Annotated in this window: 21 protein-coding genes; 11 read left to right on the forward strand and 10 right to left on the reverse strand. The window is 39.9% G+C overall.

Going from position 1 to position 20,996, the window contains the following annotated elements:
* Positions 1-7: 7 nt before the first annotated feature.
* On the reverse strand, positions 8-1,156 hold the full coding sequence (gene dnaN / locus CDG56_RS11375; RefSeq protein ID WP_087547917.1) for a DNA polymerase III subunit beta: 1,149 nt from the start codon (positions 1,154-1,156) through the stop codon (positions 8-10).
* A 90-nt stretch (positions 1,157-1,246) separates the two neighbouring features.
* A complete protein-coding gene (gene dnaA, locus CDG56_RS11380; protein WP_087537333.1) occupies positions 1,247-2,650 on the reverse strand; it encodes a chromosomal replication initiator protein DnaA in 1,404 nt (467 codons plus the stop codon).
* Between the two features lie 665 nt (positions 2,651-3,315).
* On the opposite strand from dnaA, the gene rpmH reads away from it, so the two are divergent.
* From rpmH to CDG56_RS11410, 6 genes are all read left to right on the forward strand, one after another.
* Positions 3,316-3,450: a 50S ribosomal protein L34 gene (gene rpmH / locus CDG56_RS11385; protein ID WP_000831329.1), complete on the forward strand. Its 135-nt coding sequence runs from the start codon at positions 3,316-3,318 to the stop codon at positions 3,448-3,450.
* Between the two features lie 27 nt (positions 3,451-3,477).
* On the forward strand, positions 3,478-3,873 hold the full coding sequence (rnpA, locus tag CDG56_RS11390; RefSeq protein WP_004675434.1) for a ribonuclease P protein component: 396 nt from the start codon (positions 3,478-3,480) through the stop codon (positions 3,871-3,873).
* Positions 3,874-3,882: 9 nt separating this feature from the next.
* A complete protein-coding gene (yidD, locus tag CDG56_RS11395; RefSeq protein WP_087547918.1) occupies positions 3,883-4,203 on the forward strand; it encodes a membrane protein insertion efficiency factor YidD in 321 nt (106 codons plus the stop codon).
* 5 nt (positions 4,204-4,208) lie between these two features.
* The gene (gene yidC / locus CDG56_RS11400) at positions 4,209-5,969 is read left to right on the forward strand and encodes a membrane protein insertase YidC (protein ID WP_087547919.1); all 1,761 of its coding nucleotides are present in this window, start codon (positions 4,209-4,211) and stop codon (positions 5,967-5,969) included.
* 114 nt (positions 5,970-6,083) lie between these two features.
* The gene (mnmE, locus tag CDG56_RS11405) at positions 6,084-7,439 is read left to right on the forward strand and encodes a tRNA uridine-5-carboxymethylaminomethyl(34) synthesis GTPase MnmE (protein ID WP_087547920.1); all 1,356 of its coding nucleotides are present in this window, start codon (positions 6,084-6,086) and stop codon (positions 7,437-7,439) included.
* 248 nt (positions 7,440-7,687) lie between these two features.
* Positions 7,688-8,023 carry a hypothetical protein gene (locus CDG56_RS11410; protein ID WP_227519063.1) on the forward strand — a complete coding sequence of 112 codons (336 nt, stop codon included), beginning with the start codon at positions 7,688-7,690 and terminating at the stop codon, positions 8,021-8,023.
* Between the two features lie 74 nt (positions 8,024-8,097).
* Here the strand turns inward: CDG56_RS11410 and CDG56_RS11415 are convergent, their stop codons facing one another.
* On the reverse strand, positions 8,098-9,279 hold the full coding sequence (locus CDG56_RS11415; RefSeq protein ID WP_087547921.1) for a PilT/PilU family type 4a pilus ATPase: 1,182 nt from the start codon (positions 9,277-9,279) through the stop codon (positions 8,098-8,100).
* Positions 9,280-9,722: 443 nt separating this feature from the next.
* On the opposite strand from CDG56_RS11415, the gene CDG56_RS11420 reads away from it, so the two are divergent.
* Positions 9,723-10,421, forward strand: coding sequence for a DsbC family protein (locus CDG56_RS11420; RefSeq protein ID WP_087547922.1), 699 nt, complete (start codon positions 9,723-9,725; stop codon positions 10,419-10,421).
* Between the two features lie 58 nt (positions 10,422-10,479).
* On the opposite strand, the gene CDG56_RS11425 is transcribed toward CDG56_RS11420, so the two are convergent.
* The 3 genes from CDG56_RS11425 to guaD form a co-directional block, all read right to left on the reverse strand.
* Entirely contained in the window at positions 10,480-10,731 is a 252-nt protein-coding gene (locus tag CDG56_RS11425) for a GlsB/YeaQ/YmgE family stress response membrane protein (RefSeq protein WP_004660536.1), read from the reverse strand.
* A 172-nt stretch (positions 10,732-10,903) separates the two neighbouring features.
* On the reverse strand, positions 10,904-11,431 hold the full coding sequence (gene hpt / locus CDG56_RS11430) for a hypoxanthine phosphoribosyltransferase (protein WP_087547923.1): 528 nt from the start codon (positions 11,429-11,431) through the stop codon (positions 10,904-10,906).
* A gap of 224 nt (positions 11,432-11,655) precedes the next feature.
* Positions 11,656-12,972, reverse strand: coding sequence for a guanine deaminase (gene guaD, locus CDG56_RS11435; protein ID WP_087547924.1), 1,317 nt, complete (start codon positions 12,970-12,972; stop codon positions 11,656-11,658).
* A gap of 187 nt (positions 12,973-13,159) precedes the next feature.
* On the opposite strand from guaD, the gene CDG56_RS11440 reads away from it, so the two are divergent.
* A complete protein-coding gene (locus CDG56_RS11440; RefSeq protein WP_005219042.1) occupies positions 13,160-13,633 on the forward strand; it encodes a hypothetical protein in 474 nt (157 codons plus the stop codon).
* 244 nt (positions 13,634-13,877) lie between these two features.
* Here the strand turns inward: CDG56_RS11440 and CDG56_RS11445 are convergent, their stop codons facing one another.
* The 4 genes from CDG56_RS11445 to CDG56_RS11460 all read right to left on the reverse strand — a co-directional run bounded on the left by CDG56_RS11445 (position 13,878) and on the right by CDG56_RS11460 (position 17,818).
* The gene (locus CDG56_RS11445; RefSeq protein WP_087547925.1) at positions 13,878-15,038 is read right to left on the reverse strand and encodes a glutathionylspermidine synthase family protein; all 1,161 of its coding nucleotides are present in this window, start codon (positions 15,036-15,038) and stop codon (positions 13,878-13,880) included.
* 20 nt (positions 15,039-15,058) lie between these two features.
* Positions 15,059-15,448, reverse strand: coding sequence for a hypothetical protein (locus tag CDG56_RS11450; RefSeq protein WP_087547926.1), 390 nt, complete (start codon positions 15,446-15,448; stop codon positions 15,059-15,061).
* A 192-nt stretch (positions 15,449-15,640) separates the two neighbouring features.
* Positions 15,641-16,597 carry a TerC family protein gene (locus tag CDG56_RS11455; RefSeq protein ID WP_087547927.1) on the reverse strand — a complete coding sequence of 319 codons (957 nt, stop codon included), beginning with the start codon at positions 16,595-16,597 and terminating at the stop codon, positions 15,641-15,643.
* A gap of 288 nt (positions 16,598-16,885) precedes the next feature.
* Positions 16,886-17,818 (reverse strand): LysR family transcriptional regulator, encoded by a 933-nt coding sequence (locus CDG56_RS11460; protein ID WP_087547928.1) that lies wholly within the window; start codon positions 17,816-17,818, stop codon positions 16,886-16,888.
* 106 nt (positions 17,819-17,924) lie between these two features.
* Between CDG56_RS11460 and CDG56_RS11465 the strand changes: the two genes are divergently transcribed.
* Genes CDG56_RS11465 through CDG56_RS11475 form a run of 3 tightly spaced genes read left to right on the forward strand, consistent with a single transcriptional unit; the run spans position 17,925 to position 20,986 of the window.
* Positions 17,925-19,154, forward strand: coding sequence for an acyl-CoA dehydrogenase family protein (locus CDG56_RS11465; protein ID WP_171295152.1), 1,230 nt, complete (start codon positions 17,925-17,927; stop codon positions 19,152-19,154).
* 15 nt (positions 19,155-19,169) lie between these two features.
* A complete protein-coding gene (locus CDG56_RS11470; RefSeq protein WP_087547930.1) occupies positions 19,170-20,291 on the forward strand; it encodes a phosphotransferase family protein in 1,122 nt (373 codons plus the stop codon).
* Positions 20,288-20,986 (forward strand): histidine phosphatase family protein, encoded by a 699-nt coding sequence (locus tag CDG56_RS11475; protein WP_087545547.1) that lies wholly within the window; start codon positions 20,288-20,290, stop codon positions 20,984-20,986. Before CDG56_RS11470 ends, CDG56_RS11475 begins: the two co-directional genes overlap by 4 nt.
* Positions 20,987-20,996: the final 10 nt, after the last annotated feature.

Here is a 20,996-nt window from a genome sequence, read left to right on the forward strand (position 1 = left end):
ATCGTCATTAAACTCGCATTGGCATCACGACATAAGTTTGATCAGGATGCGCTGGATCTTGAACAAGCACCGACTGATTGGCTTCACTCATGCTCATTTTCACGTCATCACCATCCAACACACCAAGTACTTCAAGGATATATTGCGCATTAAATGACATTTCTAAAGGTGCATCTTGATATTGGATTACTAAATCTTCACTCGCCTCGTCCTGTTCAGGGTTATTGGCGCGTAATTGCAATGTATCTTGGCTAAAATTCAAGAAAACACCACGTAATTTCTCATTACTTAAAATTGCAACGCGTTGTAGCGATTGCTTAAATACATCATGTGCAATCAACACATGTTTGTCACCACCACGAGGAATCACACGGCGATAGTCAGGGAATTTACCATCAATCAACTTAGTCGTAAAACGCACGGTAATATCGCCCTGCTCTTTATCACGGCTTGGCGTATTGATGGTGACATTCAACAATTCACGTCCAATCAACACAGTCAATTGTTCATCTTCAATACTCAGTAAACGTTGTAACTCTCCAACCGCTTTACGAGGTACGATCGCTTGAATCGGTGCCGATGCAGTTGATGAAGCAGCAACTTCACACAAAGCTAAACGATGACCATCTGTTGTTACTGTACGCAATTGATTTTGATCAATTTCCAACAAAGTACCAGTTAAGTAAAAACGTACATCTTGAACTGCCATCGCAAAGGCTGTTTTTTCAAATAAACGTTTTAATTCACGCTGAGTGACTTGAACCTGAGTACCTTGACTATTGTCCGTCGTGAGTAATGGATAATCTTCTGCTGGAAGGGTACCTAATACGAAACGGCTATTGCCTGATTTTAAAATACAGCGTTGGTCTTCTGTTATTTGCAAATCAATCAAGGCTGCTGTCGGAAGGGATTTACAGATTTCAACGAGTTTACGTGCAGGAACAGTTGTTTCACCCACCTCTAAACAAGCACCTTCAGATAAAGTTGTGCTTGCGACTAATTCAACTTCTAAATCAGAACCCGTAATCGTTAAGGCCTGTTGAGTGGTTTGAATTTTGACATTTGAAAGAATATTCAAAGTATGGCGACGCTCAACAGCCCCCACCACATGTGATAAAACATTGACTAAACTTTCTTTAGCGATTTTCAAACGCACGATTTTATTCCTCTTACAACAGAAGCTGATATGAATGTTAGCAGTGTACTATGCTGCACTTAAAAGTAGTTTGCAACTCTGAAAAATAGATTAACTTTGTAACAGACGAAGTAAGTTTTTATAATCTTCATTAAAAATTGGATCTTGTTCGCGCAAGCTGACCACTTTTTCGCAGGCATGCATCACGGTACTATGATCACGGCCACCAAATGCCATTCCAATCTCAGGAAAACTATCCCCTGTCAGCTCTCGGGCTAGCCCCATCGCTAATTGGCGTGGACGTGCATAAATACGGGTGCGCTTAGGTCCAATTAATTCTTTTAATGGGATACGGAAATATTCACTGACGACGCGCTGAATATTTTCCACACTAATGGTGCGTGCACGAATCGCTAAAACATCTTTTAATGACTCACGCACCACATCCAAATCAATCGCAGTGCCTTTAAAACGTGAGATAGCCACCACCTTATTGAGAGCACCTTCAAGTTCACGAACGTTTGCGACCACTTGTTGTGCAATGAATAAAGCACAATTTCTTGGCAAATCTACCCCACTATTTTCAGCTTTTTTTAGCAAAATTTCGATACGTGTTTCAATATCTGGTGGCTCAACACCAACAGATAATCCCCAAGAGAATCGAGAAACCAAACGCGGATCCAATTCCGTGAGTTCTTTTGGATAACGGTCTGAAGTTAAAATAATTTGTTTAGATTCATCCAGTAAAGCATTGAATGTATAAAAGAATTCAACAAGGCTTGCTTCTTTACCAGCAAGCAAATGAATATCATCAACCAACAATAAATCTAAAGAACGACAATTTTTCTTAAACTCTTCAACCTTACCTTTCTGCAATGAACTGACAAAGTCTTGTACAAAACTTTCCGAGGTCATATACATGACACGTGCATTCGGTTTGGCTTGTAAAAGTGCATTCCCTACGGCTTGCATCAAGTGTGTTTTACCCAAACCTGTTGGACCATATAAAAATAAAGGATTGTGCTGAGATGCGCCTAATTGGGTTAATACTTTACGGCAAGTCTCAGCAGCCATTTGGTTAGAACGACCTTCAACAAATAAAGAGAATGTAAATAATGGGTTGAGTTGTCTTTTCTTTGGTATTTTCGCGACATTTTGACTTGGTTGCACCAAATCAGTTTCTTTCTTAGCTTTAATAGGAACGATTGGAGTGGTTGAAGTGTTACCTAAAGCCGCGGTCGTGGTTGCAGGTTGCTCATGAGAAGACAAAATAGTACCTGGACGCGAATCAACCAAGATTTCAACCTGACGTACTCGACCTTCCGACAATTGCTCAGCAAGAATTGAAATTAACTCTAAATGGTTGTCTTGAATATAACGTGTCCAATATGGGTTAGGTGCATATAAACGCATCACACCGTCAACTTCTTCAGCAACCAAAGGACGAATCCACATCGCAAAGACGTTGTCAGAGAGCTCTTGTCGCAAGCGAGTTAAGCAGTCTGTCCAGAGCATGTGCATCCCCTAATATCCATTTTAAATTCAAAAATAAAGAAACCACCAATCCCATCTTTCGAAGGGGTCGCCATTCTAACCAAGTTATCCACATCTGTCAGGCAAATTTATGAGACTTTTGCGGAAAAAGAAAGCATTTGATTATAAATTTAAATTTAAAACCACTTGTGTATAACTTTTTGCACAAGTTGTGGATAGTTTTAGTGCTAAAGTTATCCACAATTTATAAAATTAATAAAAACATGGTTATCCACAAAGTAAACCCTTGTTTAAACATATAAAAACATCAATTTCCACAGAAAAATTGCATACTAATAAGAATAAATTTAAATTTTAAAATTTGAATTTACTTATAAGATCGGGTTGGGTTGTGGATAACTGAGCATATCGAAATTTAAATTCAAAATCCAAGAATTAAATTTAAACTAGAATCTTGGTTGTTGATAAGCCTGTATGTAAGCTGTGAATATAGTTGAATATTGATATAATATAAAGGGATAGCTTGTGTATATTTTTTTTTCCATCATGCGAGATATTTGCTAGGTGTTTTATTGCTCCAAAACAGAACAAACAAAATGTAAAGTTTTTGATTTTCCATTGACAGCGTAAACATTGCACAATAAAATCGCGGACCTTTATAGAAAGATCATTTTGGGAGTTTCGATATGAAACGTACTTTCCAACCATCTGAATTAAAGCGTAAACGCGTTCATGGTTTCCGCGCTCGTATGGCTACTAAAGCAGGTCGTCAAGTTTTAGCTCGTCGTCGTGCAAAAGGTCGTCATAGCTTAACTGTTTAATACTGTTAAGCTGACCAGATTTGGGTGATGGCACTTTACAGTTTCGGCATTGAATCTCGTATTCGTTGTGCCGCTGATTACAAAAGTGTATTTGATGGTGCACTTTTTAAAGTGCACCAGCCCCATTTCCTTTTTTTAGCAAAATTAACCGAACAGCCAAATAGCCGTTTGGGTATTGTCGTTGCTAAAAAGAAAGTACGTCGTGCTCATGAACGAAATCGAATAAAGCGTCTTGCTCGGGAGAGCTTTCGCTTACACAAAGTGCAATTTAATGCTGATATCGATATTGTGGTGATGCCTAAAGTTGGTATAGAAGCAATCGCAAATCAAGAATTACATCAACAATTAGAGTTTGCTTGGCAAAAATTACAACGCTTAGCAAAAAAGCATTCAAAAGCTGTTATAACATCCTCACAAAATTAGAGATCTCCAATGGTACGATTACTACATTGGTTGATAAGATGTTACCAGATTGCTATTAGTCCATTATTGGGTCCTCGTTGTCGCTATATTCCTACTTGCTCGCAATATGCGATTGAAGCATTGCAAACAAATGGGGCGGTCAAAGGTGTCTGGTTATCGACTAAACGAATTTGCCGTTGTCATCCTTGGGGCGGCTCAGGCTACGATCCAGTACCACGCAAAGCACTTCGTTTTATTTCGTTTCATCAAATAGATTCTCAAATGTATCACGTTGCTGTACCCTTTCGTGATCGTTTATTCAAGCAAAATCTCTCTAATCATTTGGGATAATAGATATGCAACAATGGGCCAGATTTGCAATTCTTGGAGCCATGTTTGTTACCGCATATTTGCTTATTTTGGCTTGGCAAAAAGATTATGGTCATGCTGCACCGGCACCGCAACAACAAGCGGCGGCTGTGACTGCACATGAAGTATCTGCAGATTTGCCAAACGCTCAAAATGCAACAGCGGCTTCAGACTTGCCACAAGCAAATGTGACTGCATCACAAACCACAGAGCATAATACATCTGTGAGTCAGCAACTGATTTCAGTACAAACTGATCTTTATCACCTGTGGATCAATCCAAAAGGTGGTGATATTGTCCGTATTGAATTGTTAAGCCATGATGAAAGCAAAGACAGCGATAAGCCGTTTGTCATGCTGGAAAGTGATGCGAAACGTACTTATGTCGCTCAATCTGGTTTAATTGGTTTAAATGGACCAGATAGCAGCCGTAGCGGCCGTCCAATGTATGATGTTGAAAAAACAGCGTATACTTTGGCAGATGCGAAGAGCGTTGCAGCAAAAGATGGTAAGACACATCAAGTGTTGACTGTGCCATTGGTATTTAAAACACCTGAAGGTGTGGAAGTGATTAAGTCGTTCACCTTCACGCAAGGTGATTACCCAATTACAGTGAAACATCAGGTTGTTAACCGTAGTCAGCAAAACTGGCAAGGCCAAATGTTTGGTCAGTTAAAGCGTGACAATTCTGATGATCCAGGTAAATCTTCTCAAGGTATCTTTACTTTGGGAACTTATCTTGGGGGTGCATGGGGCACGCCAGAGGAGCATTATAACAAGTTGAAATTTGCGAATTTCAATGATGAAAAATTAAATGTCGAAGCCAAAGGTGGCTGGGTGGCCATGGTTCAGCATTATTTTGTCAGTGCCTGGATTCCTGGGAATTTAAAACTGACTCAGGCTGATGGTCAGCCTTATACTGCAAAATTAGAATCACGCCAGTCTACTGATGGTATGAATATCATGGGCTTCACCTCTCCAGTGATCAATGTACCTGCGGGTACGTCAATGGAAGTGGATGCACAACTTTATTCTGGCCCAAAAATTCAGTCTGAACTCAAAGATTTAGCTGCTGGTTTAAACCAAACTGTAGATTACGGTTGGTTATGGCCAATTGCCAAGTTATTGTTCTTGGGCTTGCAATTCTTCCATAATCTTGTTGGTAACTGGGGATGGTCAATTATCTTATTGACGATCTTGGTGAAGTTGATTTTATGGCCACTTTCTTCAAAAAGTTATCGTTCGATGGCGAAAATGCGTGTGATTGCACCAGAAATGCAACGCATGAAAGAAGAATTTGGTGAAGACCGCATGCGTTTCTCGCAAGAAATGATGGCCTTATATAAGCGTGAACAAGTCAATCCATTGTCTGGTTGCTTGCCGTTATTGCTACAAATGCCGATTTTCTTAGCCTTGTACTGGGTGTTGATGGAATCCGTTGAACTTCGTCATGCACCGTGGTTAGGCTGGATTCAGGATTTATCCGCAATGGATCCATGGTTCATCTTGCCGTTGATCATGGGTGTGACCATGTATGTTCAGCAAATGTTGAACCCACAACCGACTGATCCAATGCAGGCAAAAGTGTTCCGTATCATGCCAATCATGTTTACGGTATTCATGTTGTTCTTCCCTGCGGGCCTCGTGCTTTACTGGATCGTCAACAACAGTATTACTATTTTGCAACAATGGTTTATTAACAAAGGTGTCGAAAAAGACCGTCTCAACAAGGTTGAGCCGAGCGCTTAAGTTCGAACTTTTACTGAATAAATCCGCTTAAGATGGTAATCTTAGGCGGATTTTTCTTTGTTTGTATTTAGGGTTCCTGTTTCATAACCCTCGTGTTTTTTAGGTGAATTTAACATGCAACATCAAACCACAATTGCTGCGATTGCTACCCCATTAGGTCGTGGTGGTGTGGGCGTGATTCGACTTTCTGGACCGAAAGCCTATGCAATAGCAGAGCAACTAACCCAGAAAAATCTTCCTACCGCACGTATGGCTGGTTTTCGTCAGTTCTATGATGCCGATGGTTCGGTGATGGATGAGGGCATCGTGTTATGTTTTCCAAATCCGCACTCGTTTACTGGCGAAGATGTGGTGGAATTACAGGGGCATGGTGGCCCTGTCATCCAAAATGCTTTGCTGGCACGTTTGCTCGATTTGGGCGCGACTGCTGCAAAGGCAGGTGAATTTTCCATGCGTGCCTTTGAAAATGGTAAAATGGATTTAGTACAAGCGGAAGCGATTGCTGATTTGATTGATGCTACCTCACAGGCGGCTGCACGTTCGGCAGTTCGTTCCCTACAAGGTGTATTTTCAACCAAAATTAATACGGTTTTAGAAAAGCTCATTCACTTGCGTTTGCATGTTGAAGCCGCGATTGATTTTCCAGAAGAAGAAATTGATTTCCTTGCCGATGGCAAGATTTTAGCTTTGCTGGATGATGTACAGGATTCGGTCAAGGCAGTACAGCAATCTGCACGGCAAGGACAGCTGTTACGTGAAGGTTTGCAGGTGGTGATCGCGGGTAAGCCCAATGCGGGTAAATCGAGTCTGTTAAACGCACTTGCAGGGCATGAGCGTGCCATTGTGACCGATATTGCAGGTACTACTCGTGATGTACTACATGAAAAGATCAGTTTAAATGGTTTGCCGATCACCTTAACTGACACTGCTGGTTTACGTGAGACGGGCGATATTGTGGAGCAGGAAGGGATTCGTCGTGCAATCAAGGAAATCGAACAAGCCGATTTGCTGCTGTTGGTGTATGATTTGAATCAAGGTGATGAGCCATTGCAATTGGCGTATGAATATTTTTCAGAGCATCTTGAGCCAAAACGTTTGCTATTGATTGGCAATAAATGCGATTTAACGGGTCAAGATGCCACATTAAGTGATTATCAAGGCTTCCGTCATATCAATGTCTCCGCAAAACAAGATATGGGTGTTCAGGCGCTTATAGAGGCGATTACAGCGCATGCGGGCTTTCAACCTGAGGAAGACACCTTTATCGCCCGAACACGTCATTTAGATGCAATGAAGCGTACTCAGCGCTATCTTGCAGAAGCACGTGAGCAGTTAGTTGTGTTTAATGCAGGTGAACTTGTAGCTGAATCATTGCGACTGGCTCAAAATGCGTTGGGCGAAATCACGGGTGATTTTAGTGCTGATGATTTACTCGGAAAAATTTTTGGTTCATTCTGTATTGGAAAGTAATTTTTAAGAGTTGAAAATTTTATATAGGCATTAAGAATATCTTCTTAGTGCTTTTTTTGTAGAATTTATTGTGTATTTTATGCTAATTAAAGAATTAATTTTTTAGATTAATAAAAATTATTAATTCGTTTCATTATTTTGCTTATGCTTATATAGCTTTAATTTATCTTGTGAATATAAATTAATATATTTTAAAATTGGTAATGATAAACTGATTAAATTCTAAAATGAATATTAGGTTATATACCGTGAACTATTTTATTTTGACTGTGTTTTTTTGTATGTTTTCGACATTTATTTATGCGAAAACAGAGGTTTATCAATGTAAAGAGAATGGATCTGTTATATTCCAATCCAAACCTTGCAAAGGTACAGGTCAGACTGTAGCTGATAAGGTTAAAGAACAACAACAAGCAAAAGAACGTAAACTTGCTGAAATTCAGGAAAAAGAAAAACTTTTACAAGAGAGATTAAAGCACCAGCCGAAAAAAGAAGTTGGTTTTAAAGCAACTATCATAAATTTTAAGAATAAAATGATTCGTTATTGGCATGCTTTAAAGAAGAAATTTTCAATTGATTCCTAAAATATTGAATATAAATCTTTAGATTTTAAAAAAACAGCCTAAATAATTCCTATTATTTAGGCTGTTTTTTTTGTTTAAATGCCTTGCATTTCTTGCTCTTCAGAGTCTTCTTTCAGCATATTTAAAGAAGTTGCTGCACTAGCTGGAACTCCTTCTTGACGAGTACTTTTCAGCTTAATTTGTAAGCGTAACTCATTCAATGAGTCAGCATTACGTAACGCTTCATCATAGCTAATTGCACCTTCGTTGTATAAATCAAACAAGGCCTGATCAAAAGTTTGCATACCTAATTCACGAGACTTGGTCATAATTTCTTTAAGATTATGAAATTGACCTTTTAAGATATTTTCTGCAATTAATGGTGTATTCAGTAGAATCTCTACGGCTGCACGACGACCTTGACCATCTTGAGTACGGACCAAGCGTTGAGAAATAATCGCTTTCATATTAGATGAAAGATCCATCAGCAATTGATTACGGCGTTCATCTGGAAAGAAGTTCATGATCCGATCTAATGCTTGATTGGCGTTGTTGGCATGTAAAGTTCCTAAACATAAATGCCCAGTTTCAGCAAAAGCAATAGCATGTTCCATGGTTTCAGTATCACGGATTTCACCAATCAAAATGACATCAGGTGCCTGACGCAATGTATTTTTTAAGGCATGGTGCCAAGTATGGCAATCTACACCTACTTCTCGGTGGGTAATCATTGATTTTTTATGTTTATGAACATATTCCACGGGATCTTCGACCGTAATAATATGTCCTGCTGAGTTTTCATTACGATGGTCAATCATGGCTGCTAATGACGTAGATTTACCTGACCCCGTACTTCCTACGACTAATACTAAGCCACGTTTTTCCATCATGACATTTTTCAATGATTCTGGGAGTTTGAGCTTTTGGAAGGTTGGGATTTCTGACGTAATGGTTCGGATAACCATGCCGATTTGTAGTTGTTGCTTAAATACATTGACACGAAAGCGTGATACTTCTGGAATATTAATTGCGAAATTACATTCCCATTCATTTTCAAATTCTTGGCGTTGCTTTTCATTCATTAAGCTATATGCAAATAGCTTAGTTTTTTCTGGAGTTAAAGTTTGCTGACCTAAAGGACGCATTAAACCTTGGAGTTTAATACTCGGTGGAAAGTCTGCTGTAATGAATAAATCTGAGCCGCCATATTCAACCACTTTGGTCAACATATGAAACATAAACGTTTTGGCTTCTTCTAATAATTCCGCGTTATACATGGATGTACCTAAATTTTAAGACAAGACTAGATTGAGTCAGATGGTGTGAAGTTAAAACTAATCATGCAAAGGAAAACATATCCTTGTTTCTTTAAAATGAAGTTTCAAAAGTTCTGTAAGTCATTTCATGGCTTTTCATTCACGCTGAACGAGATTACAAAAGTTGCCTTGCTGATTGTGATTGGATTATTCCAAAAATAAACCAATCGATCTAGTTTGATTTTTATTTATTATATGAAGATCAATACAATGTGAGATTTTTTGTCATTTTTTTACCAAAACGAGCTTTTTTATCTTTTATTTGAAACCACTTTTAAAAAAAAAGATGTTCCACGTGAAACATGACGATGATTGGTTGGCTTTTGGTTGTGACTGAGTAAGCTGTGCAATTTATGAGGATAAGCCTGATTAAAATAGCGCTAGTTTTGAGTTGAGTATGAGACATGTTAAAAAGAATCGCTTTATTTTCATTGTTGAGTTGCACGTCTGCAACGATTTTTGCAAATGTAGAAACCTTAAAAAGTAATTTAAATCAGCAATATCCCAATATTCATGTTAGCAATATTCAAGCAACAGAAATGACAGGACTATATAGTGCCAATTTAGACAATCAGATTATTTATTTGGATGAAAATGCCCAACATATGTTTATTGGTTCGATGGTTCGTTTAAAAGATCAAAAGAATCTGACCAAGGACTTGGTTCTAAAGCAAAATTCAATTGACTGGAAACAATTACCTTTAAAAGATTCAATAAAAACGGTAAAGGGCAATGGTAAACAGCAGCTCGCTATTTTTTCAGATCCGAATTGCCCCTATTGTAAGAAATTAGAAGCTGAACTGGATAAGCTCAATGATGTCACCATTTATACGTTTATCTACCCACTAAAAGCACAATCGATTGCGGTCTCAAAATCGATTTGGTGTGATCCTAACCCAGCTTATGCGTGGAAAAACTTATTGCAGAAGAATGTACAGCCTAAAGAAAAAACTTGTACTAATCCGATTGATCGCAATCTAGAATTAGGGAAAAAATTAGGTATAGAAGGAACGCCAACGCTGATATTCGGGAATGGTCTGAAAATGGTTGGCGGGCGGAATGCTGAAGACATTCGGATGATTTGGAAAGAACTCGGTTTATAAATAAAAATGCCCAATGCATTGTAATAAAATGATTTGGGCATTTTTAATTTATTTTGTTCTAACTTTTCTTGGTGACCAAGTTGTAGATGAACAAAATAATAATGGCACCAATGACAGATGCGATAAAGCCAGCCGCTGAGTTTTCACCATATAATCCAAGTAAGCGACCGCCATAGGTTGCTAATAATGAACCTGCAATCCCTAATAAGGTGGTAACAATAAATCCTGCTTTATCTTCACCAGGATGCAACGCACGGGCAATTAAACCTGCAAAAAAACCGACCACAATCGCTACAATGAGAGACCACATGACCTTTTCTCCTTGTTTTACCATAGTATTTGTTTGTTACTATCCTGCTCGATTTAGCCTAACTCTGTCTGTAGTGGATTACTGAGTTATGTCGTATTTTTGTGCAATCTTTATCGTGCTTTGATTAACAAGCTAGAATAAAAAAGGCGCTTTAAAGCGCCTTTATAATTGATCAAAGACCGATTTCACCGATAAATGGTAAGTGACGATACTTTTGATCGAAATCTAAACCGTAACCGACAATAAAGCGATCTTCGACTTCAAAACCTAAGAATTTTACTTCTAAATCAATCTCACGGCGTGAAGGTTTGCTTACCAAAGTACAAAGTTCAATTGAGTTTGGATTACGTGTTTTGAGCATTTCAACGACTTTGCTCAAGGTATTCCCTGAATCAATAATATCTTCAACAACAAGCACATCTTTACCGTGAATCTCACCATCAAGATCTTTTAAAATTTTGACATCACGGCTTGAAACCGTCCCGCCACCATAGCTAGACACAGTCATAAAATCGAGTTCGTGTGGTTTTTCGATTGAACGGCATAAATCTGCCATAAAAATGACTGAGCCACGCAGTAAGCCAATCAATACCAGCTCTTTATCACTTTGAGCATAGTGTGCATTGATCTTTTCACCAAGTTCTTTGACTTTGGCTTGAATCTCTTCGCTCGAAATCATAATGCGCATTGCAATGGTCATCGGTAGATTCCTAAAAATTAAAAACGGGAAAATAAAAAAGGTGTTGACCTGCAACACCTCGAAATCTTGAGCTAATACGACAATTTTAAAACAAAATCAGATTTCATGCACCTTTTGATGGTGCAGAAAATGTATCATTTTTCGGCTGATGGCTGTCCCGTCTCAGTAGCACAGCACCGCCGATGGCCAATAATATCCACCCAATTTTTCGTTTATTCAAAACTTTAGCTTTGGCTATAGGCTTTTTGTCCATAGATATAGGTTGCCTCGACATTTCGATCATCCCCCATGGTAAATAATGCAAATAGACTATCTTCAAGTGATTTGGAACGTGACTGACGTAATTGTTGCAGTGCGGTTGGTTTAATATTTAACACCACAAAATCGGCTTCTTTACCGACGTTGAAATTGCCTAGCTTGTCATCTAAGTCTAACGCTTTTGCGCCGCCTAAGGTCGCATGATACAGCGATTCGTAAGCTGATAATTTGTCACCCTGAAGCTGTTGAACTTTGTAAGCCTCATTGACAGTTTGTAATAAACTGAAAGAGGTTCCTGCCCCAACGTCAGTTCCCAATCCAACTTTAACTTGCTGCTGCCATGTTTTGTTCAGCGGAAATAAACCACTACCCAAAAATAAATTTGAGGTTGGACAGAACGCAATTGCAGACTCGGTCTCATGCATACATTGCCATTCAGCATCTTCTAAATGAACGCAGTGAGCAAATACAGAACGCTGACCCGTTAAGCCATAATGATGATAGACATCTAAATAACCCTTTTGTGCTGGGAATAAATCTTTAACCCATGCAATTTCATCTTTATTTTCGCTTAGATGTGTATGTACATAAACATCAGGATATTCAGCTTTGAGTTGCCCTGCTCTTTCAAGTTGTTCAGGTGTAGAGGTTGGAGCAAAACGTGGTGTGATGGCATATAACGCACGACCTTGACCATGCCACTTCTCAATGAGTGCCTTAGAGTCGTCATAGCTGCTGTCTGCGCTATCACACAGAGCTTCAGGGGCATGACGATCCATCATGACTTTACCTGCAATTAGACGCATCTGATGCTGTTCTGCGGCTTCAAATAAAGCATCTACTGATTCAGGATGAACCGTACAAAATACCAGTGCAGTGGTTGTGCCATTTTTAAGCAGTTCATTCACAAAAAACTTGGCGATCTCGCTCGCATAAGCTTTGTCTTTAAACTGGATTTCAGTTGGGAACGTATAAGTGTTTAACCAGCTCAAAAGCTGTTCGCCGTAAGCACCGACCATTTCCGTTTGTGGAAAGTGAATATGCGTATCGATCATGCCTGGGATGATCAGTTGCTCTGGATAATGCTGAATATCAACGTTTGCAGGTAGATGGTCTTGAGCGTCGTTCCACGTGCCAAACCAGCGAATTTTGCCTTGTTCTGTGATGATGACACCATCTTCGAGATAACGGACTTGATCGGCAATTTCACTCGCTTGGGAAACGGTTTTTTGAATATCTAAGAAGCGACCACGAATAACAGTGATAGGAGTAGCCAAAGTCATAACAACCTACAATTTTACTTTTTTCGATTGATTGTACTCGATTTTGCTCGTTTTACTGGATTATTCGTCTAATTTAAGTATAGAAAGCCGAGCGAGGTATGAGTAATTGATTGGATCAATTCACTTTACTTTTCGGTGTAAATACGTAAATTGTCAGCAATAATGATACTTCTTGAGAAAAATACACATGTATTATTGGAATACCAAAGCTTTAGCGCATGAGTTGGCTGAAGATACTCTAAGTAAACAACATTATAAAAACTATTATCTCGCAGCGGCATTGGTGGTGAGTGCGGTGTACTATTACGGTATGTATTCGCCTTATTCTGATATTCGAGTGATTGGGATTGAAGCTGCATTGACCCTATTGATTATGCTGATTGGGATTCAACGGACTTATCAAGCGAATGGTGCTGATCAAGGTGTCCATTTCTTAAATCGGGTCACGGCGTTGTCCTTTCCTATTTTGATGCAAAATACTGTGTTTGGCATTGTTTTTGGGCTAGTTTTATTGGGAATTTATCAATATTTTGGTTTAGCGCAAACCGCATTTGAAATGTGGTACGAATGGTGTGTTTCGGCTTTTACCATTTTTCTGCAAGTTTTATTTTTCACTCGTTTGGTGTCTTATATGAAACGGGTTGCAGCGCATAGGATTTAAGTCTGTATTTTATGATGATATAGCGTATGAGTGATTAGAATGAATATTGAATTACGCTTTACTTTTGATGGATAAAAAGTAAAAAAATCCTTTCTTTAGCTGATTACCTGCCTGATACCACAGCTAAACCAGCGGTATTTATGCCGTTTAGCACCATAGGACATTGTGGATGCTTAAATTTAAAAAATAAAAACTGTAGATGATTTCTTTACATATAAAGATTGTCCTTTCTTTATTCCACTCTTTATTCCACAAAATAATGCGCAGCAAAATGGGCATCATTGCCAATAATGTCGTAGCAGTCCTCACGAATCGACATGCCTGCACACTGATGTCCCACCATCCATAAACCCAGCGTGGGTAACTGACCAGCAAACAATGGAGTCTCTACCCATTTTTGTACCACATAGCCATATTTATCATAGTCATCAAAATAGAAACTACCAGAAGCAGCCCCTTGATCTTGACCATCTTGCAACACTCGAATATTCGCCCCTTCCCTTGCTAAGATCGGTTTTTTCACCCATTTGCCAGAGAATTTTTGCTGGGGATCAAAATGATGGGTCTCAACTAAAAGTGGGTGATTTGGATAGCGTTTCCAAAGCTCCACTAAAATCGCTTTATTAGAGAGCAGCATTTTCCAACATGGTTCGATCCAATTCGATTGCGGACTCAGATATTGAGAGAATGATTCTTCCCAAATCCATTCCCAAGGATATAACTTGAATAGGTTTTGAATCGGTCGATTATTTAGATCAACAAAACATTGTCCATTCCAGCCAATATTTTCCATTGAGAGTTCAGAGACCTGTAGATGTGCCTGAAAGGCGGTATCCATTAAATATTCTAGATTGCCCCAATCCTCTCGCCCTGCTTCTTGACAGGCTGCGAAATGCACGTGACTTCCTCGCGGTAGAATGGTTCGCCAACGCTTAATCAAGTCTTCGTGAATACTGTTAAACTGATCTCGATTCGAAATCCCAGATACTTGTTCGATCCATAGCCATTGTGCTACTGATGCCTCTAACAGTCCTGTGGGAGTGTCAGCATTGTATTCCAGCATTTTGATATTGCGCCCATCATAGGCAAAGTCAAAGCGTCCATAAAGCATCGGCGCATTTTGTCGCCAAGACTGCTCGATTTGTGCAATTGCAGCAACTGGAATCTGGAAATAATCAGGATAATTACCGCGTTGAATCAAATCACTTGTCACAGCTAAACACATTTGATGCAGTTCATTGGCCGCATCTTCAAGCTGTTCAATCTGCCTGAGAGTAAATTCGTAGGCAATGCCCTCTGACCAATAAATTGAGCCATCAAGTGATGGTAAATTAAAATAATCAAAACCAATTTTTTGGTGTTCGAGTTGCCAGTCTGTGCGGGGTGCTAATATTTTTCTTTTCATCTTGAGTTTCAGTCTTTTAATTAGCCGCCAAATGATGAGCCGCCACGACCGAAACCGCCACGAATAGGTGATGATACAGAATAGCGTTTTGCAGTGGTTGAAATTGAAGGTTGTCCCACACTGAGATTGGTATGTGGTCTCAAGGTGTTGCCTTTAAAAGAGACTTCACGATTATGTTGATAATATTGCGGTCCTAAATAACGCCCAGAACCAAAGCCACCATAATAACGAACGCCAGCAGTAGAACTTCCACCCCCTGAGCTATTTTCTTCTTCACAAGTTTCAGTATTCCAGTCTGTTGCACAATCATATTGATTGTTATAAACATCTTGTACTAGCGGCCCATCATTATGGCTACATGCAGTGAGTAGCAATGGCACCACCACAAGATTAATTTTTTTAGAACGCATGAGACCCCACTCATTTTAATTTGCTTGATCGAGATAAATATGTGAGCAAGTCTTGTTTATTATGTTTCTGATTAGGAAAGATAAAAGCTTTAAGCCGCCATATGATATTGATCTGTTTTTTTAATGTACAGTCTATTTTTATGATTTAACTGTTCAGGCACCTGAATTTATCAAATGCCTGAATTCAACTGATTAAGATTGCAACTGCTTTTTATTATGACGTAATGATAGATAAGCGGTGATACTGAGTACCAGTACGATAAAGCTCAATGAAATCCAGATTGGCATGTGGAACACATCCAGCAATAACATTTTCGCACCGATGAACAGTAAGATAATGCCCAGACCATACGGTAGGTAATGCAGTTTGGTTGCGGCACCAGCCAACAGGAAGAACATTGCACGTAAACCCAAAATCGCCATTAAGTTCGCTGTTAATACAATGAACGGGTCACTGGTTACAGCGAAAATCGCAGGAATAGAGTCAACCGCGAAAATAACATCAGATGCTTCAACTAAGATTAAAACTAAAAATAAAGGTGTTGCCCATAACACGCCATTTTGACGGACGAAAAATTTATTACCTTCAAGTTGAGGGGTAATACGCATGTGTTTGCGTAACCATTTCAGTAATTTAATATCTTCAATATTGGTTTCTTCGTCTTGACCTTTCAGGAATTTAAAACCTGTATAAACAAGGAACGCACCGAAAATATAAAGTACCCAAGAAAATTCTTGTACGAACCAAGCCCCAATAAAGATAAAAATGGTTCTTAAGACAATTGCGCCGAGTACGCCGTACAGCAGGATTTTACGTTGCAATGCAGGTGGAATTGCAAAAGCTGCGAAGATCATCAGCCAAACGAAGACGTTATCAATTGCCAGTGATTTTTCCAGTAGATAACCTGCGAAGTATTCCATGGTTTTTTGATTCGCAAGGGTGAGTCCTACTGTTTGCTGTAGATAGAGCCACAAGCCCCCACCAAATAGCACTGCTACAGTGACCCAAGCAATACTCCAGTAAGCGGCTTGCTTGACTGGAACATCTTGGTTTTGTTTTTGTTTAAAGCCTAAAAAATCGACCAAAAGCATGACTGTGACAAGGCCGAAGAATACGACATACAGCCATAGATTACCGATAGTTTCCATCACAACTCCATATCTAGCAACTGGGCATAAAAAAACCTTGATCAGTTGCCAGATGAATAAATACATCTGTTTCAACATGATCAAGGTCTTGCCTACATCACAAATCGATTGTGATGCTCAGAGTCCGACTTTTTGCAAAGTGTAATGACGAAGCTCTGACACCTAAGTATTTTAACTACACTACCTAGGTTTGGAGGAGGCTACTCCCCTTGTCAAACGAATTTTGTATGGATGGTGACATCCAAATATGTGTATAGAATTACACATTTTTAGCAAATGTGCAAATCTTCAGCAAATTAGGTCAGGATTAAAAATTTTCAAAATCTCTGTGCGTAAAAATTGATGTCGAGGATTGTGTTTTACGTGCTCATGCCAATACATACCCATATTGATTTTGGGTAATTCAATCGGAAGTGCATGAATCTGTAAATCTTTTGAATAGTGTAGATGTTTTAGAATACTTTGAGGGATAGTCAGTATTGCATTTGGGTGCTGCGCTAAGACCTGTAAAGCTGTTGAATAGTGCTGACAGCGCATAAAAATTTGTCGAGAAAGTTGCTGTCGATTGAGATAAATATCTTCAAGCAATAATCCTGTTCGCCGAGAGGACACACCGATATGTGGTGAGGATAAATAGAGCGATAAATCCATCTCTGTTTGAAGTGTACACGCCACAAAATGATCTTCAATCAAGTTTTCAAACTGTAAATTTTCTTGATAGGGTTGTACTAGATCAATCACAAAATCAATTTGTTGCGCTGAAAGATCAGCCAGCATATTTTTTCGATCAAGTTTAGAACTCAAAAACTGAATATCGAGATTGAGTTGACTAAAGTGATGAACTAATTGAGGAAAAATAATGGGTTCAATTTCATCATGAATTGCGATTTTCACGCTTTTCAGCATGCTAGGATCAAAGTCGTGTTGTGGAATCGCAATATTTTGAATCGTTGATAACGCTGTTTGAATTGGATGATAAATCTGCTCAGCATAAGGCGTAGGCAGCATTTTTTGCCCACTACGCACAAACAGCTCATCTTTAAGTTGTACACGTAAACGTTGTAAAGCATGACTGACAGCAGATTGGCTGATACACAACAATTGGGCAGCTTTAGAAATGCTCTTTTGTTCAAAAATCGCAATAAACAGCGGATATAAATTAATATCAATACGATGAAAGTGAGCCACTTCCAATGGGCTAGTATTATGAATCTGATTCATAGTTTTGAATAAAATAAAATCATTTCATTCATAATAAATTTTCGCTTATGGTGATGTAAAGCAGCGAATCAAGCTTCGCCAAATTTTTACTTTGAGGGAAATGATGATGTTTGCATTATCTGAGCGCGCACAGGATTTTATTGCACGAACCAAAGCCTTTATCCAACAAGAAATTGAACCGATCGAAAAGGCATTTTGGGATGACGTCCATCATCTCAATGTGGATGGTGACTGGACCAAGTGGCAGTGGCCTGAACAATTACAACAATTGAAAGATAAGGCTAAAGCGGCTGGCTTATGGAATATGTTTTTGCCCGATGCGGAATTGGGTGCTGGTTTATCGGTTCAGGAATATGCGCATATTGCCGAACTGACTGGACGTAGCTTACTTGCACCCACCGTATTTAACTGTAATGCACCTGATAGCGGCAATATGGAAGTGTTATGGCGCTATGGTAGCGAGGCACAAAAACAGCAATGGTTGCAACCTTTGCTTGCAGGGGAAATCCGTTCAGTGTTCTGTATGACTGAACCCGCCGTGGCTTCCAGTGATGCCACTAATATGCAAGCCACGGCAGTGATTGATGGTGATGAAATCGTCCTGAATGGGCGTAAATGGTGGTCATCGGGCTTGGGTGATCCAAATGCCAAAGTGATTATCTTCATGGCTTATACCCCTGACGAGAGCAAAGACCGTCATCATCAACATTCGATGGTCTTAGTACCGATTGAAACGCAAGGCGTGACGATTGAAAGAATGTTGCCTGTGTTTGGTGATTACGATGCGCCGCATGGGCATGGACAGGTCAGTTTTGACAATGTGCGTGTACCCGTCAGCAGCTTTATTGGCGGCGCTGGGCAAGGTTTTGAAATCGCTCAAGGGCGTTTAGGGCCTGGACGAATCCATCATTGTATGCGTTGTATTGGCGCAGCTGAAAAAGCCTTAGAGTTGATGATTGATCGTGGCATGTCCCGTAAAGCATTTGGTAAAGAATTATTAAAGTTGGGTGGGAATTTAGAACGTGTGGCAGAAGCCCGTGTGCAAATCGACCAAGCCCGTTTATTAACGCTGTATGCGGCTTACAAGATGGACACTTTAGGTAATATGGCGGCACTCACCGAAATTTCTGCAATCAAAGTGGTTGCACCAACCGTATTGCAAAATGTGGTGGATATGGCGATTCAGATTCATGGCGGCGAAGGTGTGTCACGTGATACACCACTGACTGCATTCTTTAATCAAGCACGCAGTTTACGTTTAGCTGATGGACCAGACGAAGTACATAAGGGCATGATTGCTAAACTAGAACTCAAAAAACGTGGCTATGGTCGTTGATAAGGATATAAGAAAATGGCAGTGATTGATGTGGGTGGTCAGGTTCGGCATGGCGAAGAACTGGATATTTCCGCAGTGGAAACGTGGTTAAAAGACCAAGATATAAATCTACAAGGACAGGCACAAGTCACCCAATATTCGGGGGGTGCATCGAATTGGACTTATCGCCTGCAATATGACAATGCAGATCTAATTTTACGCCGTCCACCGAAAGGCACCAAAGCCAAATCAGCACATGATATGGAACGTGAATACAATGTGCAGAAGCATCTTGCGCCGTTCTACCCTGTCCTGCCCGAAATGATGGCACTGTGTCAGGACGAGAGCGTAATTGGCTGTGACTTCTATGTGATGAAACGGATCGAGGGCATTATTCCACGCGCCAATTTACCGAAAGAATTACAGTTAGATGAGCAACAGGTACAGCAATTGTGCCTGAATGTTCTAGATAAATTGATCGAGCTGCATCAAGTGCCGTATCAAGGTACAGAATTGGAACAACTGGGCAAAGGTGAAGGTTATTGTCGCCGTCAAGTCGAAGGTTGGGATGCACGTTATAGCAAAGCACTCACGCCAAATGTACCTGATTTTGCTTTTGTGCGTGAGTGGTTGTTGGAACATATCCCTGCCGATGCTAAAACTTGCGTGATTCATAATGACTGGCGTTTTGATAATGTCATTTTAGATCCACAACAACCGACTCAGGTGATTGGTGTACTGGATTGGGAAATGGCAACACTCGGTGATCCATTGATGGATTTGGGCAGCGCCCTTGCCTACTGGATTCAAGAGGATGATGATGCGCTGATGAAATCAAGCCGCCGTCAACCGACCAATTTAAAAGGTATGCTGACACGTCAACAGGTGGTGGATTACTATCTGGAAAAAACAGGTTTGCAACCAACGAATTGGGCTTTTTATGAAGTGTTTGGTTTGTTCCGTTTAGCCGTGATTGCGCAACAGATTTATTATCGTTATTACCATCAGCAAACTGATAATCCTGCCTTTAAGGATTTCTGGATTTTGATTCATGCCTTGCATATTCGGGCCTTAAAACTGATTGCGCAAAACAATACTGAAGCACGTCCATTGATTGCTGAATATGGTGCAAAACTACAGGATATTTTAAAACGATGAGCACAATTTATTTGGTGCGGCATGGGCAAGCGTCGTTTGGTGCAGCGAGCTACGATCAGCTTTCAGCTAAAGGTGAACAACAGGCACAGGTTGTGGGTGATTTTTTTAAACAAACCCTAAAACATACTCCTCTCGTGATTGCTGGGTCAATGCAGCGTCATCAACAAACCGCGCAGTTGGCTTTGGCTCAGAATTTTCAAGACGTTGTGGTGCAAACAGAGTCTGCTTGGAATGAGTTTGATCATCAGCATGTGTTTGCTCAATATGAACCGCGTTTTAATCAGCCTGAATTGCTGAAACAGGATGTTGAATTGATGGCCAATCCACGTGCTTATCTAGCCAAAATCTTTGATGGTGCGATTGATCGTTGGATTGGAGCGCAATATGACCATGAATATCATGAAACATGGTTAGGCTTTCAATCACGTGTTGAGCAAGCATTGCAATCGCTTTGCGAAAGTATTGATATGACCAAGCATCGTCAAGCCGTCGTATTTAGTTCTGGTGGCGTGATTTCTGTGGCGGTAGGTAAAGTATTAGGTTTGAATGCAAAGCAGATCTTTGCGTTAAATTGGTCGATTGCCAATGCCAGTATTACCACACTGCGTTGGACAGATGGACGGTTGCAATTACTCAGCTTTAATGAGCATCATTATTTAAAAGCACGTGATGCTGAACTTTTAACATGGATTTAAATAAAAATAG

The organism is Acinetobacter sp. WCHA39, from assembly GCF_002165385.1.
Lineage (GTDB): Bacteria > Pseudomonadota > Gammaproteobacteria > Pseudomonadales > Moraxellaceae > Acinetobacter.